Consider the following 23614-nt stretch of genomic DNA (forward strand, 5'->3'; position numbering starts at 1 on the left):
GATTTTTTTATGTAAAGTTGATAGGGAAAATGTCTTTTAAAAATTTTTTTTATTTTCCGCTTTTATTTATTGCGCAAATTTTTGAAATATTCTATAGTAATAGATAGCAGAACTCATTCGTTTGTGAATTTTTTTTGACAAAAAAATGAATGAGTATTCATTCAAAGTGTGTAAAGGGGGAGACAATGTTGAACCAACTTATTAAAAAAGCAGCTGTCCTAGGATCAGGAGTCATGGGGTCGGGGATTGCCGCCCATCTAGCAAACATCGGGATACCGACATTATTATTGGATATTGTACCTCGGGAGTTAACCGACGACGAAAAGGCAAAAGGACTAACATTGGAAGATAAGCAGGTCCGTAATCGCATCAGCAGCCAATCAATCCAAAAATTATTAAAACAAAAACCAGCTCCTTTAGCGGTCAAAAAGAACTTGGCGTTAATTGAAGCGGGGAATTTAGAAGACGACCTTGTGAAATTAAAAGATGTGGATTGGGTAATCGAGGTTGTCGTTGAGAATCTCAGTGTGAAGAAACAAGTATTTGAGAAAGTTGACCAATATAGAAAACCTGGAAGCATTATCAGTTCCAATACATCCGGGATATCTGTTGAAGCGATGGCAGAAGGAAGAACAGAGGATTTTAAGAAGCATTTCCTTGGTACCCACTTCTTTAACCCGCCAAGATACTTAAAATTACTTGAAGTGATTCCTACACAGTATACGAGCCAAGAAGTTGTTTCATTCATGAAAACGTTTGGTGAAGATGTTTTAGGAAAAGGTGTTGTTCTTGCAAAAGATACACCGAACTTTATCGCTAACCGGATTGGAACCTATGGTCTCCTTATTACAGTTCAAGAAATGCTAAATGGCGGTTATAGTGTTGGGGAAGTTGATTCTGTTACTGGTCCATTGATCGGTCGCCCTTCAAGTGCAACTTTCCGTACGTTAGATGTAGTTGGCTTAGATACCTTTGCACATGTAGCTAGTAATGTACATGAAAAAGTAACCGGAAAGGAAAAGGAAGTATTTGAAGTCCCTTCATTTATGAAAACCATGCTTGAAAAAGGCTGGCTCGGTAGTAAATCTGGTCAAGGCTTCTACTTGAAGAAAGGGAAAGAAATCCTTGAACTTGACCCAGGTACTTTAGAATATATTCCTCGTAAGAAGCTTTCAACTGCCGCAACAGAAATGAGCAAGCAGGAAAAAGGCACTGCGAGTAAATTGAAAGCGCTTGTATATGCAAATGACCGCGCAGGTGAGTTGCTGTGGAACATCTTCAGTCCAGTGCTTGTATACTCTGCACAGCTTTTGGGTGAAATTGCTGACACAGTGGTCGACATTGACCGGGCCATGAAATGGGGCTTTGGCTGGGAAATGGGTCCATTTGAAACCTGGGATGCAATTGGATTAGAAAAGTCAGTTGCAAAGATGAGGGAAAATGGGCTTGAAATCCCTATTTGGATATCAGAAATGCTTACGAAGGGGCATACATCTTTCTATCTAGAGGAAAATGGCGAAAAATTCTTTTATAAAAATGGTGAATACCGCTTAGTTGAAAGTAATCCAAAAGCAATTGACTTGAAAAAAATAAAGAAACAAAAAGGTGTAATTAAAAAGAATGGCGGTGCCAGTTTAATTGATTTAGGTGATGGGGTCGCTCTCTTAGAATTCCATTCTCCGAACAATGCTATCGGTCTTGATATTATTCAGATGCTTAACTTTGCAATTGACGAGGTTGAGAAGAATTACAAAGGTTTAGTAATTGGAAACCAAGGCAAGAACTTCTGTGTTGGTGCCAACCTAGCCATGATGCTAATGGAAGCACAGGATGATAATATCTATGAGCTTGAAATGGTAGTCCGTCAGTTCCAAAATGCGATGATGAAGGTAAAGTACAGCGCAAAACCAGTTGTTGCAGCACCATTTGCAATGACACTTGGCGGTGGTGCTGAGGTTTGTTTACCTGCAGCGCACATTCAAGCGTCTGCTGAAACCTATATGGGTCTTGTTGAAGTGGGTGTTGGACTGCTTCCAGGCGGCGGCGGAAACAAAGAACTGTATATTAAACATTTAGAAGGTATGCCAAATGGTGTTCCATTTGACCTTCAAGCTGTTGCCAATAAAGTGTTTGAAACGATCGCTATGGCAAAAGTATCAACCTCTGGTGCGGAAGCACGTGAGAATAATTTCTTAGGAGTAGCGGATGGAATTAGTATTAACGGAGACCACCAATTATACGATGCAAAGCAGGCGGTTCTAGCATTACATGAGCAGGGTTATGTGCAAAAAGCCCGCAAAAAGGTGCCGGTAGTGGGTGAAACAGGTTACGCTACACTTTTACTTGGTGCACAATCCATGTTCTTATCTGGATATATTTCAGAGCATGATTTAAAAATCGCCAAAAAAGTAGCTTATGTTATTGCTGGTGGAAAGGTGCCATTTGGTACGGAAGTAGATGAGCAATACTTATTGGATTTAGAAAGAGAAGCATTTTTAAGCTTAATAAGAGAAGGAAAGACACAACAACGTATGCAGCACATGCTTGTTAAAGGAAAGCCACTTAGAAATTAAACAGAAAAGCATATGCGCTTTGTCAAGGGAAAAATGAGTTCAATTTTTCCTAAGTAAAGCTAGACAAATAGATTGCTATTATATGAGGAAAGTGAGGGAACGAAATGAGAGAAGCGGTAATCGTAGCGGGGGCTCGGACCCCGGTAGGTAAAGCGAAAAAAGGAACGCTTGCACATGTTCGCCCTGATGATATGGGAGCATTGGTCGTAAAAGAAACATTAAAGCGTGCCGGAAATTATGAAGGAAATATTGATGATTTAGTTTTTGGGTGTGCAATGCCAGAAGCGGAGCAGGGAAATAACATGGCTCGTAATATTGGTGCCTTAGCTGGCCTTCCGCATACAGTACCTGCCATTACCATTAATCGCTTTTGTTCATCTGGACTTCAGGCGATCGCTTATGCAGCACAGGGAATCATGCTTGGGTCTTCCGACACAGCAATTGCTGGTGGAGCGGAGTCGATGAGTCTGATTCCTATGATGGGCCATGTTGTTCGTCCAAATATCAAATTAGCGGAAACAGCTCCCGAGTATTATATGGGCATGGGGCATACCGCAGAAGAAGTAGCAAAAAAATATGGTATTACTCGTGAAGACCAGGACGCATTTGCCGTTCGCAGTCATCAGAAAGCGGCAAAAGCGATCCAGGAAGGGAAATTTGTTGACGAGATTGTTCCCGTTAATGCAACCTCCCGTTCAGTGGGAAAAGACAACAAGCTTGTCGAAAAAACAATACAATTTTCTCAAGATGAAGGAGTCCGACCAGATACAAACGTACAATCACTTTCAAAACTTCGACCGGCATTTTCGGTGACTGGTTCAGTTACTGCAGGTAACGCCTCGCAAACAAGTGATGGGGCGGCAGCCTTATTGATTATGGATCGTGAAAAGGCGGAATCACTTGGATTAAAGCCATTAGCCAAGTTCCGATCATTTGCAGTTGGGGGTGTACCGCCGGAAATAATGGGAGTTGGTCCTGTAGTTGCCGTACCAAAGGCAGTGAGATTAGCTGGATTAGAAATGTCTGATATTAACCTGTTTGAATTGAACGAAGCTTTTGCATCACAGTCCCTTCAAGTCATTCGTGAGCTTAGATTGGATGAAGAAATAGTAAACGTAAATGGAGGCGCCATCGCGCTAGGTCATCCGCTAGGATGTACAGGTGCAAAACTCACCTTAACCCTTATTCATGAATTAAAGCGACGTCAACAGCAATTCGGCGTAGTAACGATGTGTATTGGCGGCGGAATGGGCGCGGCTGGAGTATTTGAGCTTTTATAAAAGGGCGTTAAAAATTCATTGATAATATTAGGACTATGTTAAATGGAGCGGAAGGCACGAAGACTCCTCGAAAATGCTATCGCATTTTCTTCGTGCGTGGGCGGATTCGAGGATGAAATTCAATGTCCTGCAGGAGGACGGGGCTGGGGAGACCCCGCAGGCGCTTTAGCGTCGAGGAGGCTCCCTGGAACGCCTGCGGAAAGCGAAGTGCCTCGTGACAGGCAGAAACCGCCTGTCACTGCGGTGATTATTCGAAGAAGCATTCCTTAGTGGAGTGGAATTACGCTATAAAAGAATTGGAGGAAAATTAAATGGCACAACAAACTGAAAAAATTATTAAAGGCGGAAGCTTTTTAATCGATGATATTTCCTATGACCGAATTTTAACACCAGAAGATTTTAACGAAGAACAACTTATGATTGCTAAAACAGCAGAAGACTTCATAGAAAAAGAAGTACTTCCACAGTTAGAACATCTTGAAAACCATGAATTTGATCGTACTGTAAAATTATTGAAACAAGCGGGTGATCTAGGTCTATTAGCAGCAGATGTTCCTGAAGAATACGAAGGTTTAGGTTTAGATAAAGTAACTTCCTCGCTTGTAACTGAAAAAATGTCAAAGGCCGGCGGTTTCTCATTATCCTATGGAGCACATGTTGGTATCGGCTCACTTCCGATCGTTTTATTCGGTAACGAAGAGCAAAAGAAAAAATATTTGCCTGCACTTGCTTCTGGTGAAAAAATTGCTGCCTACGCTTTAACAGAACCAGGTTCAGGATCTGACGCTCTTGGGGCAAGAACAACAGCAAAATTAAATGCAGAAGGTACCCATTATATTCTTAACGGTGAAAAGCAGTGGATTACGAACGCAGGTTTTGCCGATGTATTCGTCGTGTATACAAAAATTGATGGTGAACACTTTACGGCGTTCATCGTTGAGAGAGACTTCCCAGGCGTTTCTACAGGTGCCGAAGAGAAGAAAATGGGAATTAAGAGTTCCTCAACTCGTACTCTAATCCTAGAAGATGTACCTGTTCCTGTTGAAAATCTATTAGGGGAATATGGAAAAGGGCATGTAATTGCGTTTAATATCTTAAACATCGGACGTTATAAGTTAGCTGTCGGCGGTGTAGGCGGATCTAAAAATGCATTTGAGTTAGCAGTTCAATATGCCAATGGCCGTAAGCAATTTAATACACCGATATCCCAGTTCAATTTAACAAAAGAAAAATTTGGTACTATGGCTTCCAAAATCTACGCAGCAGAAAGCTCTGTCTATCGTACGATTGGATTGTACGAAGAAAATCAAGGAAAACTTACAACTGAAGAGCAAAAGGATATTAAATTGGTGGCAAATTCAATTGCTGAGTACGCAATTGAATGCTCAGTTAATAAATTTTTCTGTAGTGAAGTATTAGATTATGTGGTAGATGAAGGTGTTCAAATTCATGGTGGATACGGCTTTATGCAAGAGTATACGATTGAAAGAGCATACCGTGACTCTCGTATTAATCGTATTTTTGAAGGTACAAATGAAATTAACCGTCTCCTAGTACCAGGAACTTATATTAAAAAGGCATTCAAAGGAGAGCTTCCATTATTCCAAAAAGCCATGGCGCTCCAAGAAGAAATCATGATGTTAATGCCTGAAGAGCCAGGTGATGAGCCGCTTGCTCAAGAGAAACATTTAGTAAGCAATGCGAAGAAAATTGGCTTGCTGGCTGCTGGGTTAGCTGCACAAAAATTTGGTAAGGCACTAGAGAAAGAACAAGAAATCTTATCTAATATTGCAGATATTGTTTCTAATGCTTATGCAATGGAATCTGCACTGTTAAGAACTGAAAAAGCAATCGCCAAGACAGGTCTTGAGAAAAACAAACAAAAACTTCTTTATACACAAATATTCTGTCAAGAAGCTTTCAACGAAATAGAGCAGCATGCAAAAGAAACACTAGTTGCAACCGAACAAGGTGATACTCTCCGTATGCTCGTATCAGCACTACGTAAATTAACTCGTCATACACCAATCAATGTAATTGGTAAGAAACGTGAAGCTGCTGACATTCTGATTGAAGCTGAATGCTATATCGTTTAATTTATCAACTTCAGGCTCCCGACGATTTTGCGGGAGCCTGAAGTTTTTTCTATATGTTAGCAGGATTTTTGCAGAATTAGTCGAAATTTTAAACGGATGCGTTTTTACTTTTAATCCCGTTATGTTACTATCAAAGTGACGAGAAATGTCATGAATGTTTTAGAGGAGGGTGGACAGATGTCGCTTACTTTTTACTGGTATCCTAAATGCGGGACATGCCGAAATGCAAAGAAATGGCTAGATGATCATCATCTTTCCTACAATGCAATACATATTGTTGAAACTCCACCAAATCGCGCTGAACTTCACGATATCTACGAAAAGAGCAATCTTGAGTTAAAGAAGTTCTTTAATACAAGCGGGCAAAAGTATCGTGAACTGGGTATTAAGGAAAAAGTATCCACTGCTTCTGAAGATGAGCTGCTAGATCTGTTAGCCTCAGATGGGATGTTAATCAAAAGACCATTAGTAACGGATGGAGTAAAAGTGACTGTTGGCTTTAAAGAAGAAGAGTATGAGAAAATGTGGCTGTAACCATTATCATTACTTTTCAAAAAGTTATCGGTACCAATCAATGTTATTAAACAATTCTAGAAAATAATGGAGGGATTTTGTAATGACTACACCAAAGGAATTGCGTTATTCTGAAGAACATGAGTGGGTAAAGGTTGAAGGAGAAACTGTTCGCGTAGGAATCACTCACTTTGCTCAATCTGAGCTAGGTGATATCGTTTTCGTTGAACTTCCTGAAGTTGGTGACGAAGTGACTGCAGATGAGCCTTTTGGCAGCGTTGAATCCGTAAAAACTGTTTCAGAATTATATGCGCCATTAAGCGGCAAGGTTGTTGCTGTCAACGAAGATTTAAGTGACAGCCCTGAATTCGTAAACGAATCTCCATATGAAAAAGCATGGATGATTGTCATTGAGCCTGCTAATAGCAGTGAAATGGACAAGCTAATGACTGCAGAACAATATGAAGAAATGATTAAAGAAGACTAATTTTTCGTAACACCTTGTTTTTACAAGGTGTTTTTTATATGGGAAAAATTCGCACCTTGTATATTCTAAATCCAGGGGATACTAGAATAAACTTTACTTAAAAGGAGCTCTTGGTATGACATTGAAGCAGCAAAAAGTTGATGTGACAGATCGAGTAATTGGAAAAATGAAAAATGGTGAAATGGAATTGTTTCTTGATAACACTTCCATTGGAAAAATACAGTTACCAGGGGACATGACTTTTCAGTTAGATCAACGATTTGAGGTAGAACAGCGAAAGATTTTTCAAAATGTAACAGTTACGGAACAGCCTGATGCAAAATATACAGATTGTGATGATGGTGGCTGGTGTTAGGCAATCAAAGCAAACACCTATTATTAAAAAAGAAAATCGTGGTATAGTTAACATATTCACACATTATTAAATCTGTTGAATATGTTAACATCAAACAAATAACTCTCTTTCGTATAGGTGATGAATGATGAATGACACGTATGGTGATAAAGTTCTGATTGTTGAAGGAAAATCAGATAAGAAAAAGGTAAAAAGTATCCTTAAGGAGCCAATGGAGATTGTCTGTACAAATGGAACAATCAGCATGGCGAAATTGGATGAATTAATTGATACCCTTGAAGATAAAGAGGTGTACATCCTCGTCGATGCTGATGATGCAGGTGAGAAGCTTCGCAAACAATTGAAAAGGGAATTTCCACAAGCAGAACATATTTATATAGACCGGATGTACCGTGAAGTAGCCACTGCACCAGTGTACCATCTTGCCACTGTCCTTTTGGGTGCAAACATCGATGTTCATTCTGAATTTTTAGAAATGGGTTAAAAAAATGAACGAATGGAACCTAGATGAGGTATCATCATTCTTAAATAGTCATTCATCCGGACTCATTTACTTCTATACACCTTTATGCGGAACTTGTCAGGTAGCATCAAGGATGCTCCAGGTCATTGAAAATATGGTTGATGTGAAAATAGGGAAAATGAATCTGAATTTTTACCCTGAGCTTGCAGAAAAATTTCAAATTGAAAGTGTTCCCTGCTTGCTTCTTATAAAGGATGGAGAAATAGTTGAGATGATTTATGCATTCAACTCTGTTCCTTTCTTATTTGAAAAAATTAAACAAACGTTAGTATAAAAACAGATGCAAAAGCGTCTGTTTTTTTGTGAGCAAAAGTAGAAATTTGTCGATGAAATTTTAAAGGTATTCCAATCCATTAACTTGAATATATAACAGAATGGAGTGGAATCGGAGTGATAGAAAATGAAAGAAATGATGCGGATTTTCCTTACGGCTATCAAGAAACGCGGTCATATTCTCAAGTTGATTGAAAAAGTTGATGAACTAAAAATAAAGCTGATTTGTGAAGGTCAAGAGGATTTCCTCATCTTTCAACGTGGCGAGGTTTTTTTACACAGTGATAAAAGCGATACCTCTGTCACTTACGAGATCAATGGTCATCGGGATTCCATTTATCGTCTGCTTGAAGGGAAAGAAAAGTTAAGAATTCTTATTAAAGATGGACAGCTAAAAGTAAAAGCTCCATTCCGTACAATTTTACTTATCGAATCAATCTTTTATTTAACCAAACCAGAGGACCTGTATAAAGAATTTATTTCATAACAGATAAGGAGTGTTTAGTATGGGGGAAAATCAAAAAAATTATCGTTTTGAGACGTTGAGTGTTCATGGGGGGCTAGCTCCAGATCCAGTTACAGGAGCACGCGCTGTTCCAATCTATCAAAATAATGCCTATCAATTTAAAAATACCGAACATGCTGCCAATCTATTTGCTTTGAAAGAGAGCGGATACATATATACACGAATCCACAACCCGACAACAACTGTTTTCGAAGAAAGAGTTGCATTATTGGAGGGGGGAGTTGGGGCCCTGGCAGTAGCAAGCGGAATGGCTGCGATTACCCTGGCAATCTTAAATATTGCAGAAGCAGGAGATGAAATCGTCTCAGCCTCCACTTTATATGGTGGAACATACAATTTATTTGCTATTACACTTCCGAAATATGGAATAAAAGTTAGGTTTGTAGACCCTGAAGACCCAGAAAATTTCCGTGCCGCTATCAATGAAAAAACAAAAGCGGTGTTTGCCGAAACAATTGGTAATCCGTCTTTAAGAATCCTTGATATTGAAAAAGTTGCGGACATTGCCCATGCGGCAGGAGTTCCATTAATTATTGATAATACTTTCGCAACACCATACCTTTGCAGACCAATAGAATATGGTGCTGATATTGTTATTCATTCAGCAACGAAATGGCTTTTAGGTAATGGTACAACAACGGGAGGAATTATTGTAGACGGCGGTAAGTTTGACTGGAATTCACCAAAATTCCCAGGTTTTACAACTCCCGATGCAAGCTATCATGACCTTGTTTATGCAGAAGCACTAGGTGCTGCTGCCTATATTGTTAAAGCACGTGTACAGCTTTTACGTGATTTAGGACCTTCACTAAGTCCGCAAAACGCTTTTCAATTTACACTCGGACTAGAAACACTTCATGTTCGGATGAAAGAGCATATTGCCAATACGAAGGAAGTAGTTGAGTATTTAGTAAAGCATCCGGCCGTAGAGTGGGTTTCCTATCCTGGTCACTCTTCTCATCCTGATTATGAACTTGCCAGCAAGTATTTGCCTAAAGGTGCCGGTTCGATGATTGTTTTTGGTATCAAAGGCGGGAGAGAAGCAGGAGCAAAATTAATTGATTCGATTACACTTTTCGCCCATGTAGCGAATGTTGGAGATGCAAAAAGCTTAATTATTCACCCTGCCAGCACGACTCATCAGCAGCTTGATGCGGAAGGACTAAAGGCAGCTGGGGTTTCTGAGGATTTAATTCGACTTTCCATTGGAATTGAGAATGTAGAGGATCTAATTGAAGACCTAGAAGAAGCGATTGAGACTGCCACAGGTGTTACTTCTTTAAAAGTAAAAGCCTAATAAGAGTTTATTCGAAATTTGTAGATAATTTCGTTGACACCACTTTTTATCCATGTTAAGATAACTTTCGTACCAAAATAATTCATTAAATTTATGAACGAAAATAGAATATAGCTTGCTGTAACTCTTATCAAGAGTGGTGGAGGGATGTGCCCGATGAAGCCCGGCAACCGTCAATAGTAATATTGAAATGGTGCCAATTCACACAAAGCGGATGCTTTGGAAGATGGGAGAAAGGTCTTTATTTATGATGCCTTTCTGCCCTATGCAGAAAGGCTTTTTAATTTTTCTAATATAAGAATGTTTTGTTAAAGACAGTCAAACCCTATATTTGAACAGTTATATTTAAAACACGAATTTTATTGGATAAAAAGAAGGTGATGTAATGATTTCTATAAAAGATGTCCGCAAGGTTTTCCCTTCTAAGCAGGGGCAGCTGAAGGCAGTCGATGATGTTAATTTAGAAATAAAAGAAGGGGAAATCTTTGGGGTAATCGGATATAGTGGTGCGGGGAAAAGTACCCTAATTCGAATGCTTAATGGACTAGAGCTTCCGACAGAAGGATCTGTTACTGTTGCTGGTCGTGTTATTTCAAAAATTAGAGGCAGTGAGCTTCGAAAAGCACGCCAGGAAATAAGTATGATCTTCCAGCATTTTAATCTGCTTTGGTCAAGAACAGTTAGCGAGAACATCTCGTTTCCTTTGGAGATAGCTGGCGTAGGTGCAACAGAAAGACAAAAAAGAGTAAATGAATTAATTAAATTAGTTGGGCTTGAAGGTCGAGAGAATGCTTACCCATCTCAGCTTAGCGGCGGTCAAAAACAACGTGTCGGAATTGCACGGGCCTTGGCAAACAATCCAAAAGTACTTCTATGTGATGAAGCAACTTCAGCCCTAGATCCACAAACCACCGATTCTATCTTAGATTTATTAGTCGATATCAATAAAAGGCTAGGATTAACGATTGTATTGATTACACATGAAATGCATGTCATTCGGAAAATCTGTCATCGGGTAGCGGTCATGGAAAGTGGAAGAATTGTTGAGCTTGGACAGGTGTTAGATGTATTTAAAAACCCGCAGCAGAAGATTACGAAGCGTTTTGTTAAACAGGTTACTGAACCAGAAGAAACAAAAGAAACCGCTGAGCATTTGTTAGAGCACTGTAAGACTGGACGGGTTGTTCAATTAACGTTTATTGGTGAAGCAGCAGAGCAGCCAATTATTACGAATTTAATTCGAAATAATAACGTCACTGTTAATATCCTACAGGGGAAAATTTCTCAGACTCAAAGTGGATCCTATGGGTCACTGTTTATTCATTTAGATGGTCATGATACGGAAGTCGATAAAGCAATAGACTACATCCGTTCTCAACAGGTTGGAGTGGAGGTGGTTACGAATGAATGAAGAACGTTACTTTCAGGATATTGATTGGGAAGAAATGTGGGAGGCTACTCTTCAAACTTTATATATGACAGGGATTTCAGTAGTCGCAACATTTATTTTAGGTATTTTACTTGGAATGTTACTCTTCTTAACTTCTAAAGGGAACATCTGGGAAAACCGGCCAGTGAACATCGTAATCAGTACAATTGTTAATATTTTCCGCTCCATTCCCTTTATTATCTTAATTGTATTACTAATACCATTTACTATGTTCCTTGTTAAATCCATGATTGGTGAAAATGCAGCTCTTCCGGCATTAATCATTGGTGCTGCGCCATTTTATGCAAGAATGGTTGAAATTGGTCTTAGGGAAATAGATAAAGGTGTAATCGAAGCAGCTAAATCCATGGGGGCTACAACGGGCACGATTATCTGGAAGGTTTTACTTCCCGAATCGATGCCAGCCTTAGTATCAGGTATTACAGTTACAGCGATTGCCCTAGTAGGTTATACGGCTATGGCAGGTGTTATTGGTGCAGGAGGTTTAGGAAACTTAGCATACCTAGAAGGCTTCCAACGAAATCAGAATGATGTAACATTAATCGCGACGATCATTATTCTAATCATTGTATTTGTTATTCAGTTTATCGGTGATATTATCACTTCAAAATTAGATAAAAGATAAAGGAGAGGTCAACATGAAAAAATTATTCAGTTTAGTATTAGCATTATCATTCGTATTATTATTAGCAGCTTGCGGTACATCAGAGGAAAAGTCTGATGGAGGAAGCGAAAAAGCAGAAACAACAGAATTAGTGGTAGGGGCTTCTAACGTTCCACACGCAGAAATCTTAGAAGAAGCAAGTCCGCTTTTAGAAGAAAAGGGTATTGAATTAAAGATTGAAACTTTCCAAGATTATGTACTGCCAAACAAGGCATTAGAATCTAAAGAACTTGACGCTAACTATTTCCAACACATTCCTTATTTAACAGCTCAAATTAAAGAAAATGGTTATGACTTTGAAAATGCGGGTGGTATCCACATTGAGCCAATCGGAGTTTACTCTAAGAAATACAAGGATTTAAGTGAATTACCTGATGGTGCACAATTAATCATGAGTAACTCTGTAGCGGACCACGGGCGTCTTCTTTCCCTTTTAGAGGCAGAAGGATTAATTAAATTAAAAGAAGGTATTGATAAAACAACTGCAACTACTGAAGATGTAGTTGAAAATAAAAAGAATCTTAAGTTTGATACAAATTATGAAGCTGCATTATTACCACAGATTTACAACAATGGTGAAGGCGACGCCGTGTTAATCAACTCAAACTATGCTATCGACGCGGGTCTTAATCCATTAGAAGATTCCATTGCGATTGAAAACAGTGAGTCACCATATGTTAACATAATCGCTGTTCGTAAAGGTGATGAAAACAAAGAAGCAATCAAAACACTAGTAGAAGTTCTACGTTCGAAAGAAATTCAAGACTTCATCCTAGAAAAATACAAAGGTGCAGTTGTTCCAGTTTCTGAATAAGAAATATTATATGGAAGAAAAATGAAAAGCCAGTGAAGTAAACTCACTGGCTTTTCGTCCATTTAAATTTCACATGATAGTAGAGATTAGGTAAAAATAGGCAGGAAATAATAATGCTCATATCTTGGCAAAATAGAGATAAATACGATATGATTTTATTCGTATGTGAATACATAAAACGTTCACAAGTTACAAAATTCCGAATTTATTATAGTACAAACACATCTTGTCGACCTATTCATTCTCATTTGGTTTGTATTTAGTGAAAATAAAAATTCTTTCGCTGTTCTTAATTGTTAATACTGTTTATGAGTTGCTAACAGATACTATTTGTTATAAGATTGTAATGAGAATAAAGTGAGAATGAATTTTGCGGCCAAGTGTTTTTAGGCTACAAGATACAAAATTATCTTTGCGGAGGTATATATATGGCTGGGTCAACATTAACGATCAAAGATTTACATGTAGAAATTGATGGAAAAGAAATTTTAAAAGGTGTAAACCTTGAAATAAAAGGTGGAGAAATTCACGCAATCATGGGTCCAAATGGTACAGGTAAATCCACTTTATCATCTGCTATCATGGGTCATCCAAAATATGAAGTAACAAGCGGTTCGATTATGTTGGATGATCAAAACGTACTTGAAATGGAAGTAGATGAGCGCGCACGTGCTGGACTATTCTTAGCGATGCAATATCCGAGTGAAATTAATGGTGTAACAAATGCTGATTTCTTACGTTCGGCATTAAATAGCCGTCTTGGTGAAGGCAATGAAATTTCATTAATGAAATTCATTCGTAAAATGGATAAGCAAATGGAATTCCTTGAGATGGACCTTGATATGGCACAGCGTTATTTAAATGAAGGATTTTCTGGCGGAGAGAAAAAACGTAATGAAATCCTACAATTAATGATGCTTGAACCTAAAATCGCAATTTTAGATGAAATTGACTCTGGATTGGATATTGATGCGCTAAAGGTTGTTTCAAAAGGTATTAACCAAATGCGTGGAGAAGATTTTGGCTGTTTAGTCATTACTCACTATCAACGACTTTTAAATTATATCACTCCTGACTATGTGCACGTTATGATGCAGGGCCGTGTTGTAAAATCAGGCGGACCAGAACTTGCACAACGCTTAGAAGCAGAAGGATATGACTGGATCAAGCAAGAGCTTGGAATTGAAGATGAAACAGTTGGGCAAGAAGCGTAGAAGTTAGCGTTAGGAGGATAATCATGACAACAGAAACGAATTTATCATTTGATAAAGATTTTGTTCGTTCTTTTTCAACAGAAATGAACGAGCCTGCGTGGATGGAAGAATTTCGTCTAAAAGCATTTGAATTGAGCGAAACTCTGCCAATGCCAAGACCTGATAAAACAAAAATCGATAAGTGGAATTTCACTCAATTTGAAACGCATACTGTAAAAAGTAGCAGCTATACATCACTTGCTGAACTTCCAGAAGAAGTACAAGCGTTAATCGGTGATGAAGCTGCGGCTAAAAATTTATATATTCAGCGGAATATGACACCTGCCTATATTTCTTTAGCAGAGGAATTAAAAGGGCAAGGGGTTATTTTCACAGATATCTTTACGGCCATTCGTGAACATAGCGAACTGGTACAGAAATACTTTCTAACAGAAGCAGTTAAGATTGATGAACATCGCTTGATTGCTTTACATGCAGCGCTGGTTAATGGTGGAGCGTTCTTATACATTCCTAAAAATGTTGAAATAAAAGAGCCTATCCATTCTATTTACTTACATGATGATGCTAATACAAACCTTTTCAATCATGTCATTGTGGTTGCAGATGATAATAGTTCTGTAACATATGTAGAAAACTATTTGTCAACACTTGAATCTGCAAATGGTGTTTTTAATATTGTGACAGAAGTCATCGCAAAAGCTGGTGCCAAAGTTCAGTATGGTGCTGTTGATACTCTTGCGAAGGGCATTACAACCTACGTGAATCGTCGTGGATCTGCAGGCAGAGACGCTCGAATTGAATGGGCCCTTGGATTAATGAATGAAGGAAATACCATCTCAGAAAATACAACAAACCTTATGGGTGATGGTGCCTATGGTGACACCAAAACAGTAGTTGTAGGACGTGGCGAACAAACACAAAACTTTACAACAAAGGTTGTTCATTATGGTAAAAACACTGAAGGTTATATTTTAAAGCATGGAGTTATGAAGGATAGTGCTTCTTCCATTTTTAATGGAATTGGTCATATTTTACATGGCGCATCAAAATCGAATGCAGAACAGGAATCCCGTGTGCTTATGCTTAGTGAAAAAGCACGTGGAGATGCCAACCCAATTCTTCTTATCGATGAAGATGATGTAACAGCGGGTCATGCTGCATCGGTTGGACGTGTTGATCCTGTTCAGCTTTATTATCTAATGAGCCGTGGAATTCCGAAAAAAGAAGCAGAACGCTTGGTCATTCATGGTTTCCTTGCACCTGTAGTAAACCAGCTTCCAATCGAAGGAGTTAAAAAGCAGTTAACTGCAGTAATTGAAAGGAAAGTACGATAATGAATGTCCTTGATATTCGTCGTCAATTCCCTATTTTAGATCAAGAAGTAAATGGAAACCCACTTGTTTATCTTGATAGTTCAGCTACATCTCAGAAACCAATCCAGGTCATTGAGACAGTGGAAAGATATTATAAAGAAATCAATTCCAATGTTCACCGTGGTGTTCACACACTCGGAACACGTGCAACAGACGCCTACGAGGGAGCAAGGGAAAAGGTTCGTAAGTTTATTAATGCAAAGTCGACCCAAGAAGTTATTTTTACCAGAGGGACAACGACATCTTTAAATACAGTTGCGGCCAGCTATGCAGCTGCGAACTTAAACGCTGGTGACGAGATTGTTATTACGTATATGGAGCACCATAGTAATATCATTCCTTGGCAGCAGGTTGCAAAACGGACGGGAGCAGTATTAAAGTACATCCCGCTTCAGGAAGATGGAACCATATCACTTGAAGATGTTAAAGCAACAGTTACAGCTAATACCCGCATTGTTTCTGTAATGCAGGTTTCAAACGTACTTGGCGTCATTAATCCTGTTAAGGAAATTGCTAAAATTGCTCATGAAAATGGAGCGATTATGGTAGTCGATGGGGCGCAAAGTGCGCCACATATGAAAATTGATGTTCAAGATTTAGACTGTGACTTCTTAGCTTTTTCCGGACATAAGATGTGTGCTCCTACTGGAATAGGGGTACTATACGGCAAAAAGCATTTGTTAGAAAAAATGGAACCAATCGAGTTCGGCGGAGAAATGATTGATTTTGTTCACTTACAAGAATCAACATGGAAAGAGCTTCCGTGGAAGTTTGAAGCGGGAACACCAATCATTGCAGGTGCCATAGGTCTTGGAGCTGCAATCGACTTTTTAATTGAAATTGGCTTAGATAATATTGCCGAACACGAGCATAAGCTTGCGGCCTATGCATTAGAAAAAATGTCATCTGTACCTGGAATGACGATTTACGGGCCATTAGACGCTGCAAAACGTGCAGGTCTGGTTACCTTTAATATTAGTGATGTACATCCGCATGATGTTGCTACAGTTCTTGACGCAGAGGGCATTGCTGTCCGTGCAGGACATCACTGTGCCCAGCCGTTAATGAAGTGGCTGAAGGCGTCAGCGACTGCTCGTGCAAGCTTTTATTTATACAACACAGAAGACGATATTGATAAGCTAGTTGAAGGACTTGTTAAAACAAAGGAGTATTTCAGCGATGTCTTCTAATTTAGATGCACTTTACCGTCAAGTTATTATGGATCATTATAAAAAACCGCGTAACCGTGGTCTATTAGAGGATGGAAGTCATACCATCAATATGAACAATCCTACTTGCGGAGACCGGATTCAATTAACCTTTAAAGTTGAGGATGGAATCGTAAAGGATGTACGATTTGAAGGGGAAGGCTGCTCCATATCTATGTCATCTGCTTCAATGATGACACAAGCCATAAAAGGGAAAAAAGTAGAGGAAGCTATCCGGCTTTCAAAGATTTTCTCTGATATGATTCAAGGCAAAGATTATGACGAAGATGTTGACCTTGGTGATATTGAAGCACTTCAAGGGGTCTCCAAATTTCCGGCCAGAATCAAATGTGCTACGCTTGCGTGGAAGGCAATGGAAAAAGGGTTAACTGAAGAGGAACAATAATAGAACAAACAAGGGAGTTTTCCCTTTTTGTTTATGAATGGAGGAACAGGTCGATGGCGAAAAAAATGCCGGAAATCGGTGATTATAAATACGGATTTGCCGATAAGGATGTTTCCATATTTCGATCAAAGCGTGGTTTGACAAGTGAAATTGTAGAAGAAATTTCAAAGTTAAAAAACGAACCACAGTGGATGCTTGACTTCCGTTTGAAATCACTCGAGCATTTCTACAAAATGCCGATGCCTCAATGGGGCGGAGATTTAGGCTCTTTAAACTTTGACGAAATCACTTATTATGTAAAACCATCTGAGAAATCGGAAAAATCATGGGATGAAGTCCCTGAAGAAATTAAAGCAACATTTGACAAACTTGGAATTCCTGAAGCAGAGCAAAAGTACCTTGCTGGTGTATCTGCTCAATATGAATCAGAGGTTGTTTACCATAACATGAAGGTAGAACTTGAAGATTTAGGTATCGTATTTAAAGATACTGACTCTGCTTTAAGAGAGAATGAGGATATCTTCCGGGAGCACTTCGGAAAAACGATTCCGCCTACAGATAACAAATTTGCAGCATTAAACTCTGCTGTATGGTCAGGTGGGTCCTTCATCTATGTACCACCAGGTGTTAAAGTCGATACACCTTTACAAGCGTATTTCCGAATTAACTCTGAAAATATGGGACAATTTGAGCGTACCTTAATTGTTGTTGATGAAGGCGCGCATGTTCATTATGTAGAAGGCTGTACAGCACCAGTTTATACTACTAACTCACTTCACAGTGCAGTTGTAGAGATTGTTATTAAAAAGGACGCTTACTGCCGTTACACAACGATTCAAAACTGGGCGAACAATGTATTCAACTTAGTAACCAAGCGTGCAGTTTGTGAAGCGAATGCAACAATGGAATGGATTGATGGTAACATCGGTTCTAAATTAACGATGAAGTACCCAGCCGTTATTTTAAAAGGTGAAGGTGCACGTGGTATGACATTATCGATCGCGATTGCCGGTAAAGGTCAGCACCAGGATGCGGGAGCAAAGATGATTCACTTAGCTCCAAACACATCTTCGACGATCGTTTCTAAGTCAATTTCTAAACATGGCGGTAAAGTAACCTACCGTGGTGTTGTTCACTTCGGACGTAAAGCGGATGGCGCTCGTGCAAATATTGAATGTGATACATTAATTATGGATAATCAGTCTACATCAGATACGATTCCATACAATGAAATCCTAAACGATAATATTTCACTTGAGCACGAAGCAAAAGTTTCTAAAGTCTCTGAAGAACAGCTCTTCTACTTGATGAGCCGTGGTATTTCAGAACAGGAAGCAACTGAAATGATCGTAATGGGCTTTATTGAACCATTTACAAAAGAATTACCAATGGAATACGCAGTCGAAATGAACCGCCTGATCAAGTTTGAAATGGAAGGTTCAATCGGTTAACACTAGAGGAGACAAACTAATCGTTTGTCTCCTCAGATTGTCGAGAAAGGTATCTTTCTCGGCAATTTTTATTTTTCTGCCTGCCCAAAGGCCTGTTGATTTCCGCTCCAGGTGCTTCGCTTTCCGCGGGCGTGCCGGGGAGCCTCCTCAGCGCTTAAGCGCCTGCGGGGTCTCCCCAGCCCCGTACTCCCGCAGGAGTCTTCGCACCTTCCGCTCCAATCAACAGGGGGAATGAACCTGGAGATTGCCACACACTTTTTCAAACCTGGCTAAGTGCGTGGCAATCTTTTTCATGTTTTGGCATGCTGCGGTAAGTAACACTTGCTCACTCGCATTTTGCAATCCCCGTAACCTACAATAGCGAAGCCCATGCAGTTCTTTTGAATCTGCGAAGCTTCGCTCTACTTTTTCTTTTCTAAATTTATATAGTATTTTACCTGACTTTGAAAGTCTGTTAAGTCGAACCTTTTCCTTATGTTCCTCCCAAACATGTCTGGTAACTACTTTTGTTTTATTTTGAGATTTTGTACACTCAGGCAGGAGTGGGCAGTTAGTACACTTTTTAGGATCTGACTTATATTCCCGATAACCTTCTCTTGTAGTTGTACGATATTGTAACTCCTGACCATTTGGACAAACATACAAATCTCTATCTTTGTCATATGTAAACTTCCATTTAGGAAATAACCCTTTTGTTGATTGATATCTTCTGTGAGCGATAACTCCAAAAATATTGCGTTCATTAAGTCCCTTACAAATCGGATTTGTCAGGTAACCCGAATCAAGTGCCACAGCTTCTACTTTAAATCCAAAACGTTCGACCTGACGGTCTAACCGTGAAAGATAGGGGACAGAATCGTGAACATTTCCTGCTGTAACATACGCATCAGTTATGATGTTGAACTTCATGTCGGTAGTTCGATGATCAAGATAACAGAACATCTCCTGTTTATTCTCTCGTGACATAAACCCGCATTCAGGATCAGTTGTGCTCAGTCGTATTTCCTTTTTCTCGGTCACCTCCTCCTTTTCCTTTAAAGGCTTTTTTCCATGATCTCTCCTGTCTTCCTCAATAGCTTTGTTTAAATCTTCTACATATTCACGTGTTTCAACTTCCACTTCAACTCTAGAGAATTTATGTTTGTTTGCATTCGCTTTAAGGTGTGTGGAATCGGAAAATAAAACCCTTCCTCCAACCATCTTGTGGTTAATTGCTTTGAAGACAATCTCATCAAAAATTTCCTGAAATATATTTGTATCTTTAAAACGGGTTCGCCGATTCCAACTAATGGTGGAATGATGGGGAACTGTATCGTTTAGCTTTAATCCTAAGAACCATCGATAGGCCACATTCGTCTGAATTTCACGCTCTAATTGTCGTTCAGAACGAATGCCATAAAAATATCCGATAAACATCATCTTAAAGAGCTGTATAGGGTCCGAAGGACGCCCGTTATTTTCTGAATAAAAAGGACGGACCTTCTCACCAATAAAAGAAAAATCAATATACTTGTCCACCTTCCTTAATAGGTGATCTTGCGGTACTAAATCATCAATAAAAACAAATTCAGCTTCGTTTTGTATTTCTCTTTTTGGCTTATACATTCTATCCACCGTCCTGTTATTTATATGTATATTATAGCATATTAACGCGGTGAATCATTAAAGTAATTACAAAAAATAATAGCTGTCGAGATTTTCTCGACAGCCTGAGGAGACAAACTAATCGTTTGTCTCCTTCTTGCTGTTCCACGAAATTTTTGCCCTTTCGACCTATACAAAAGTGAATATTAGTTCATTTACTATAGTAAGGGAGATGATAATAATGGTGAAAATTATGTTAGATCCTGGCCATGACATTAACACGTCTGGGAAACGTGCCCCAGTTGGAAGTATGCGCGAATTTGAATTTAATAAGGCAACAGCCCTTCATGTGGCCGATATTCTTTCGCAGTATAATGGAGTAGAAGTATTTTTATCTCACGATTTGAACGATGGAATTGATACGAGTCTAGATGCGCGTGCGGCATTAGCAAATCGACTACAAGTAAATTGTCTAGTAAGTATCCATGCGAATGCAGGCGCTGCCTCGGCAAGAGGAATCGAAACCTATATCTACTTAAATACACCTACAAGTACAAATAACTTGGCAAGAATGATTCACGACCAAACTGTTAGCATTACAGGTATGGTTAATCGTGGGGTGAAACGTGCTGATTTTGCTATCTTACGTGAAACTAACATGGACGCACTTTTAATTGAATGTGGGTTTATGACCAATAATCAAGATTTAGCATTACTAAAATCAGATGAATACCGAAGAAGATGTGCCCAAGGTATCGTCAATGGATTGGCTCAATTTTACGGTTTGACTAGGAAAGCAGCACCAGCACCAGCACTAGCACCGGTGCCAGCAGTAACGCGTGCACCCTCTGTTGTGTATGAAGCACATATCGAGAACATCGGGTGGCAAGGACCTAAGAGAAACGGAGAAACAGCGGGAACTACAGGAAAGTCTTTAAGGCTTGAGGCATTAACAGTAAGATTAGAAAATACGGATGCGCAGTTAGTGATGGAAGGCCACGTTGAAAATAAAGGGTGGACAACTGTTAGAACAAACGGTGAAGTCTTTGGAACGATAGGCGAAGGATTACGTTTAGAGGCAATAAGAATAAATAGTGACCAACTTACTATTTTATACAGAGTTCATGTGCAAAATATTGGCTGGACAGATTGGAAGAAAAATGGAGAAGTTGCAGGTACCACAGGGCAAGCGTTACGGATAGAAGCGGTTGAGATAAAATTAGGATAATGAGAAAGACTTCCAGAAAAATTCAATCGAATAATATGGATCCGCTTGTCGTTCTGGCAGGCGGATTTTTGGTAATGAGAGCCCAAAGAACCTGTTGAAAAAGGAAAACGGTCACTCATAAAGTCAATGAGAGCTCGAGAACCTGTATAAAAAGGAGAAACGGTCACTCATGAGGTCAATGAGAGCCCGCGAACCTGTTGAAAAAGGAGAAACGGTCACTCATGAGGTCAATGAGAGCCCAAGAACCTGTTAAAAAAGGAAATAAGGTCACTCATAAGGTCGATAAGAAATATAAAACTAGTCGCCAGAAATACGCTTGAAAATGAGGTTATGCTATTATTATTAGGTGGAGGTGATTTAGGATGATTTACATTGGTGTAACAGGGTGGGGGGATCATGATAGCCTATATCCGGACCACACCTTACCTCGAGACAAACTAAAAGAATATGCAGGTCATTTTCCTACCGTAGAAGTCGACACCGCTTTCTATGCGATTCAACCAAGAAGAAATGCAGTTAAGTGGGTCAACGACACAACAGACTCATTCCAGTTCATAATTAAAGCGTACCAGGGTATGACAGGTCATAAGCGTGGCGAAACCCCATTCGCAACCAAACAAGAAATGTTTCAGGCTTTCAAAGAGTCTCTAGAACCATACATAGAAGCAAACAAATTAGCAATGGTCCTATTTCAGTTTCCGCCCTGGTTCGATTGTAAGCGGGAAAACGTGGAATATTTACGTTGGTGTAAAAATGCAATGGGTGATTTACCTTGTGCACTCGAGTTCAGGCACCAATCTTGGTTTACAACCAGATATCGCCAGCATACACTAGATTTTATGAAAGAGGAAAGATGGATACATAGTATTTGCGATGAACCCCAATCAGGTGAGGGTTCCATACCAGCCGTATTAGAAGCAATTGATTCTGAAAAACTTCTGATTAGATTCCATGGACGAAACGTGCATGGCTGGCAAAAACGTCAGGCTGAAAATTGGCGTGAGGTGCGCTACCTCTATCGTTATAATCAACAAGAGCTCGAAGAATGGGCAAATATTATTAGACAATTAGCCAAGGAATCTGCTAATGTCTATGTTCTTTTTAACAACAATTCCGGCGGCGATGCAGCCGATAACGCGAAAGAGATGATTGACCTTTTAAATATAAAATATGAGGACCTTGCTCCAAGACAACTGGATTTATTTTAAAGGCTCTGTTATAGAAAGATGTTGATTTTTCTCACGGAATTTTGTATGAAGGACTAATCTCATTGGGAAACCTCCTGATTTGTCTTTCATCATGCTTATGAAGGACTAATCTTACTGGGAATCCTCCTAATTTGTCTTTCATCATGCATATGAAGGACTAATCTCAATGGGAACTTTCCTGATTTGTCTTTCATCAACCTTTTTACCGGGGGATTAAGGATCAACAATGAAATTTAACAAAGCTATTTTAAAAAAGGAGAAAGATTATGGAGTGGATTGTTTTAGTATTGATAGGGATCGCGGGCAGTTCCTTAGGCAGTTTAATTGGATTGGGCGGAGGGATCGTGATTGTTCCTTCCTTGCTCTTTTTAGGCTCTCTGTCTACATTTGGTTATATTTCTCCTCAGACAGCCGTGGGCACCTCCCTTTTTACGATGATTTTTACCGGACTTTCTTCCACGTTAGCTTATATGAAGCATAAAACGGTGGATTATAAAAGTGGATTGATTTTTTTGATTGGAAGTGGTCCTGGGAGTATCTTAGGAGCGTGGGTAACAGAGATATTAGATTTAAAATCATTCAATTTATTTTTCGGTATTTTTATCATTTTTGTTTCATTTGTGCTGTTATTGAAAGATATACTAAAGCCGATCCCTTATCGTAAGGATAAAGGGATTGTTCGAAGCTTTACAGATAACACAGGAAAAATCTTTGAATATGGATTTAACCCTGTAATGGGAGTTATTATTTCGCTTATTGTCGGCTTTTTATCCGGGATTCTAGGTGTTGGCGGTGGATCGTTAATGGTGCCGACCATGATCCTATTCTTTTTCTTTCCTCCCCATGTAGCAACAGCCACTTCGATGTTTATGATCTTGCCAACATCCATCCTTAGCTCCATTACCCATATTACTTTGGGGAATGTTGATTGGCTGCTTGCATTGGCGTTAGTTCCTGGGGCATGGATTGGTGCCAGGGTCGGGGTCTACTTAAACACAAGGTTAAAAAGCAAAACAATTGTTTTATTACTAAGAACCATATTAATCATTGTCGGCATACGATTAATTTATGAAGGTATTATGGGTTAAAAA

General features: G+C 39.3%; 22 protein-coding genes and 1 riboswitch. Of the genes, 21 read left to right on the forward strand and 1 reads right to left on the reverse strand.

All coding sequences use genetic code 11. The features are described 5' to 3' along the window. Window positions 1–185 precede the first annotated feature (185 nt). The 18 genes from QFZ31_RS25680 to sufB all read left to right on the forward strand — a co-directional run bounded on the left by QFZ31_RS25680 (window position 186) and on the right by sufB (window position 18503). The gene (locus QFZ31_RS25680; protein ID WP_307308527.1) at window positions 186–2573 is read left to right on the forward strand and encodes a 3-hydroxyacyl-CoA dehydrogenase/enoyl-CoA hydratase family protein; all 2388 of its coding nucleotides are present in this window, start codon (window positions 186–188) and stop codon (window positions 2571–2573) included. A 104-nt stretch (window positions 2574–2677) separates the two neighbouring features. Beyond that, complete coding sequence (locus tag QFZ31_RS25685) at window positions 2678–3853, forward strand: acetyl-CoA C-acetyltransferase (protein WP_307308530.1); 1176 nt, start codon at window positions 2678–2680, stop codon at window positions 3851–3853. Window positions 3854–4164: 311 nt separating this feature from the next. Then, window positions 4165–5949, forward strand: a complete 1785-nt coding sequence (locus QFZ31_RS25690; RefSeq protein ID WP_307308531.1) for an acyl-CoA dehydrogenase family protein — start codon at window positions 4165–4167, stop codon at window positions 5947–5949. 177 nt (window positions 5950–6126) lie between these two features. Then, complete coding sequence (locus QFZ31_RS25695; RefSeq protein WP_307308533.1) at window positions 6127–6483, forward strand: arsenate reductase family protein; 357 nt, start codon at window positions 6127–6129, stop codon at window positions 6481–6483. Between the two features lie 82 nt (window positions 6484–6565). Then, window positions 6566–6949: a glycine cleavage system protein GcvH gene (gcvH, locus tag QFZ31_RS25700; RefSeq protein WP_307308535.1), complete on the forward strand. Its 384-nt coding sequence runs from the start codon at window positions 6566–6568 to the stop codon at window positions 6947–6949. A gap of 115 nt (window positions 6950–7064) precedes the next feature. Then, window positions 7065–7304 carry a YusG family protein gene (locus tag QFZ31_RS25705; RefSeq protein ID WP_306075997.1) on the forward strand — a complete coding sequence of 80 codons (240 nt, stop codon included), beginning with the start codon at window positions 7065–7067 and terminating at the stop codon, window positions 7302–7304. A 127-nt stretch (window positions 7305–7431) separates the two neighbouring features. Continuing rightward, window positions 7432–7788 (forward strand): toprim domain-containing protein, encoded by a 357-nt coding sequence (locus QFZ31_RS25710; protein ID WP_306076093.1) that lies wholly within the window; start codon window positions 7432–7434, stop codon window positions 7786–7788. A 4-nt stretch (window positions 7789–7792) separates the two neighbouring features. Continuing rightward, window positions 7793–8101: a thioredoxin family protein gene (locus QFZ31_RS25715; RefSeq protein ID WP_307308540.1), complete on the forward strand. Its 309-nt coding sequence runs from the start codon at window positions 7793–7795 to the stop codon at window positions 8099–8101. A gap of 126 nt (window positions 8102–8227) precedes the next feature. Next, entirely contained in the window at window positions 8228–8587 is a 360-nt protein-coding gene (locus QFZ31_RS25720) for a hypothetical protein (protein ID WP_307308543.1), read from the forward strand. A 19-nt stretch (window positions 8588–8606) separates the two neighbouring features. Continuing rightward, window positions 8607–9923: an O-acetylhomoserine aminocarboxypropyltransferase/cysteine synthase family protein gene (locus tag QFZ31_RS25725; protein ID WP_307308545.1), complete on the forward strand. Its 1317-nt coding sequence runs from the start codon at window positions 8607–8609 to the stop codon at window positions 9921–9923. A gap of 124 nt (window positions 9924–10047) precedes the next feature. Further along, window positions 10048–10156, forward strand: a riboswitch (SAM riboswitch). A 152-nt stretch (window positions 10157–10308) separates the two neighbouring features. Continuing rightward, a complete protein-coding gene (locus tag QFZ31_RS25730) occupies window positions 10309–11334 on the forward strand; it encodes a methionine ABC transporter ATP-binding protein (RefSeq protein WP_307308548.1) in 1026 nt (341 codons plus the stop codon). Then, entirely contained in the window at window positions 11327–11998 is a 672-nt protein-coding gene (locus tag QFZ31_RS25735) for a methionine ABC transporter permease (protein WP_307308551.1), read from the forward strand. Before QFZ31_RS25730 ends, QFZ31_RS25735 begins: the two co-directional genes overlap by 8 nt. 13 nt (window positions 11999–12011) lie before the next feature. Further along, a complete protein-coding gene (locus tag QFZ31_RS25740; protein ID WP_307308554.1) occupies window positions 12012–12851 on the forward strand; it encodes a MetQ/NlpA family ABC transporter substrate-binding protein in 840 nt (279 codons plus the stop codon). Window positions 12852–13279: 428 nt separating this feature from the next. Further along, a complete protein-coding gene (sufC, locus tag QFZ31_RS25745; RefSeq protein WP_034673664.1) occupies window positions 13280–14065 on the forward strand; it encodes a Fe-S cluster assembly ATPase SufC in 786 nt (261 codons plus the stop codon). 23 nt (window positions 14066–14088) lie between these two features. Further along, window positions 14089–15399 (forward strand): Fe-S cluster assembly protein SufD, encoded by a 1311-nt coding sequence (gene sufD, locus QFZ31_RS25750; RefSeq protein ID WP_307308558.1) that lies wholly within the window; start codon window positions 14089–14091, stop codon window positions 15397–15399. Then, a complete protein-coding gene (locus QFZ31_RS25755; protein ID WP_307308560.1) occupies window positions 15399–16628 on the forward strand; it encodes a cysteine desulfurase in 1230 nt (409 codons plus the stop codon). Before sufD ends, QFZ31_RS25755 begins: the two co-directional genes overlap by 1 nt. Then, window positions 16618–17052: a Fe-S cluster assembly sulfur transfer protein SufU gene (gene sufU / locus QFZ31_RS25760; protein WP_179595303.1), complete on the forward strand. Its 435-nt coding sequence runs from the start codon at window positions 16618–16620 to the stop codon at window positions 17050–17052. The genes QFZ31_RS25755 and sufU overlap by 11 nt, the downstream gene beginning before the upstream one ends. 53 nt (window positions 17053–17105) lie before the next feature. Next, on the forward strand, window positions 17106–18503 hold the full coding sequence (gene sufB, locus QFZ31_RS25765) for a Fe-S cluster assembly protein SufB (RefSeq protein WP_179595304.1): 1398 nt from the start codon (window positions 17106–17108) through the stop codon (window positions 18501–18503). A 219-nt stretch (window positions 18504–18722) separates the two neighbouring features. Here sufB and QFZ31_RS25770 read toward each other — a convergent pair whose 3' ends face one another. Beyond that, complete coding sequence (locus tag QFZ31_RS25770; RefSeq protein ID WP_307303192.1) at window positions 18723–20108, reverse strand: IS1182 family transposase; 1386 nt, start codon at window positions 20106–20108, stop codon at window positions 18723–18725. 220 nt (window positions 20109–20328) lie between these two features. Here QFZ31_RS25770 and QFZ31_RS25775 point away from each other — a divergent pair, with 220 nt between their 5' ends. From QFZ31_RS25775 to QFZ31_RS25785, 3 genes are all read left to right on the forward strand, one after another. After that, a complete protein-coding gene (locus QFZ31_RS25775; RefSeq protein WP_307308565.1) occupies window positions 20329–21315 on the forward strand; it encodes an N-acetylmuramoyl-L-alanine amidase in 987 nt (328 codons plus the stop codon). Between the two features lie 362 nt (window positions 21316–21677). Then, window positions 21678–22523 carry a DUF72 domain-containing protein gene (locus QFZ31_RS25780; RefSeq protein WP_307308567.1) on the forward strand — a complete coding sequence of 282 codons (846 nt, stop codon included), beginning with the start codon at window positions 21678–21680 and terminating at the stop codon, window positions 22521–22523. A gap of 266 nt (window positions 22524–22789) precedes the next feature. Continuing rightward, window positions 22790–23611 carry a sulfite exporter TauE/SafE family protein gene (locus QFZ31_RS25785; RefSeq protein WP_307308569.1) on the forward strand — a complete coding sequence of 274 codons (822 nt, stop codon included), beginning with the start codon at window positions 22790–22792 and terminating at the stop codon, window positions 23609–23611. The last annotated feature ends 3 nt before the right edge of the window (window positions 23612–23614 follow it).

Source organism: Neobacillus niacini (genome assembly GCF_030817595.1).
Taxonomy (GTDB): domain Bacteria; phylum Bacillota; class Bacilli; order Bacillales; family Cytobacillaceae; genus Neobacillus; species Neobacillus niacini_G.

Excerpts from the sequence above, each read along its gene's own strand:
- QFZ31_RS25725 (WP_307308545.1), top strand. The coding sequence starts at position 8,607 with ATGGGGGAAAATCAAAAAAATTATCGTTTTGAGACGTTGAGTGTTCAT.
- QFZ31_RS25680 (WP_307308527.1), top strand. The coding sequence starts at position 186 with ATGTTGAACCAACTTATTAAAAAAGCAGCTGTCCTAGGATCAGGAGTC.
- sufC (WP_034673664.1), top strand. The coding sequence starts at position 13,280 with ATGGCTGGGTCAACATTAACGATCAAAGATTTACATGTAGAAATTGAT.
- QFZ31_RS25710 (WP_306076093.1), top strand. The coding sequence starts at position 7,432 with ATGAATGACACGTATGGTGATAAAGTTCTGATTGTTGAAGGAAAATCA.
- QFZ31_RS25770 (WP_307303192.1), bottom strand. The coding sequence starts at position 20,108 with ATGTATAAGCCAAAAAGAGAAATACAAAACGAAGCTGAATTTGTTTTT.
- sufD (WP_307308558.1), top strand. The coding sequence starts at position 14,089 with ATGACAACAGAAACGAATTTATCATTTGATAAAGATTTTGTTCGTTCT.
- QFZ31_RS25685 (WP_307308530.1), top strand. The coding sequence starts at position 2,678 with ATGAGAGAAGCGGTAATCGTAGCGGGGGCTCGGACCCCGGTAGGTAAA.
- QFZ31_RS25705 (WP_306075997.1), top strand. The coding sequence starts at position 7,065 with ATGACATTGAAGCAGCAAAAAGTTGATGTGACAGATCGAGTAATTGGA.
- sufB (WP_179595304.1), top strand. The coding sequence starts at position 17,106 with ATGGCGAAAAAAATGCCGGAAATCGGTGATTATAAATACGGATTTGCC.
- QFZ31_RS25735 (WP_307308551.1), top strand. The coding sequence starts at position 11,327 with ATGAATGAAGAACGTTACTTTCAGGATATTGATTGGGAAGAAATGTGG.
- QFZ31_RS25730 (WP_307308548.1), top strand. The coding sequence starts at position 10,309 with ATGATTTCTATAAAAGATGTCCGCAAGGTTTTCCCTTCTAAGCAGGGG.
- QFZ31_RS25690 (WP_307308531.1), top strand. The coding sequence starts at position 4,165 with ATGGCACAACAAACTGAAAAAATTATTAAAGGCGGAAGCTTTTTAATC.
- QFZ31_RS25715 (WP_307308540.1), top strand. The coding sequence starts at position 7,793 with ATGAACGAATGGAACCTAGATGAGGTATCATCATTCTTAAATAGTCAT.
- QFZ31_RS25720 (WP_307308543.1), top strand. The coding sequence starts at position 8,228 with ATGAAAGAAATGATGCGGATTTTCCTTACGGCTATCAAGAAACGCGGT.
- gcvH (WP_307308535.1), top strand. The coding sequence starts at position 6,566 with ATGACTACACCAAAGGAATTGCGTTATTCTGAAGAACATGAGTGGGTA.
- QFZ31_RS25780 (WP_307308567.1), top strand. The coding sequence starts at position 21,678 with ATGATTTACATTGGTGTAACAGGGTGGGGGGATCATGATAGCCTATAT.
- QFZ31_RS25740 (WP_307308554.1), top strand. The coding sequence starts at position 12,012 with ATGAAAAAATTATTCAGTTTAGTATTAGCATTATCATTCGTATTATTA.
- QFZ31_RS25775 (WP_307308565.1), top strand. The coding sequence starts at position 20,329 with ATGGTGAAAATTATGTTAGATCCTGGCCATGACATTAACACGTCTGGG.
- sufU (WP_179595303.1), top strand. The coding sequence starts at position 16,618 with ATGTCTTCTAATTTAGATGCACTTTACCGTCAAGTTATTATGGATCAT.
- QFZ31_RS25755 (WP_307308560.1), top strand. The coding sequence starts at position 15,399 with ATGAATGTCCTTGATATTCGTCGTCAATTCCCTATTTTAGATCAAGAA.
- QFZ31_RS25785 (WP_307308569.1), top strand. The coding sequence starts at position 22,790 with ATGGAGTGGATTGTTTTAGTATTGATAGGGATCGCGGGCAGTTCCTTA.
- QFZ31_RS25695 (WP_307308533.1), top strand. The coding sequence starts at position 6,127 with ATGTCGCTTACTTTTTACTGGTATCCTAAATGCGGGACATGCCGAAAT.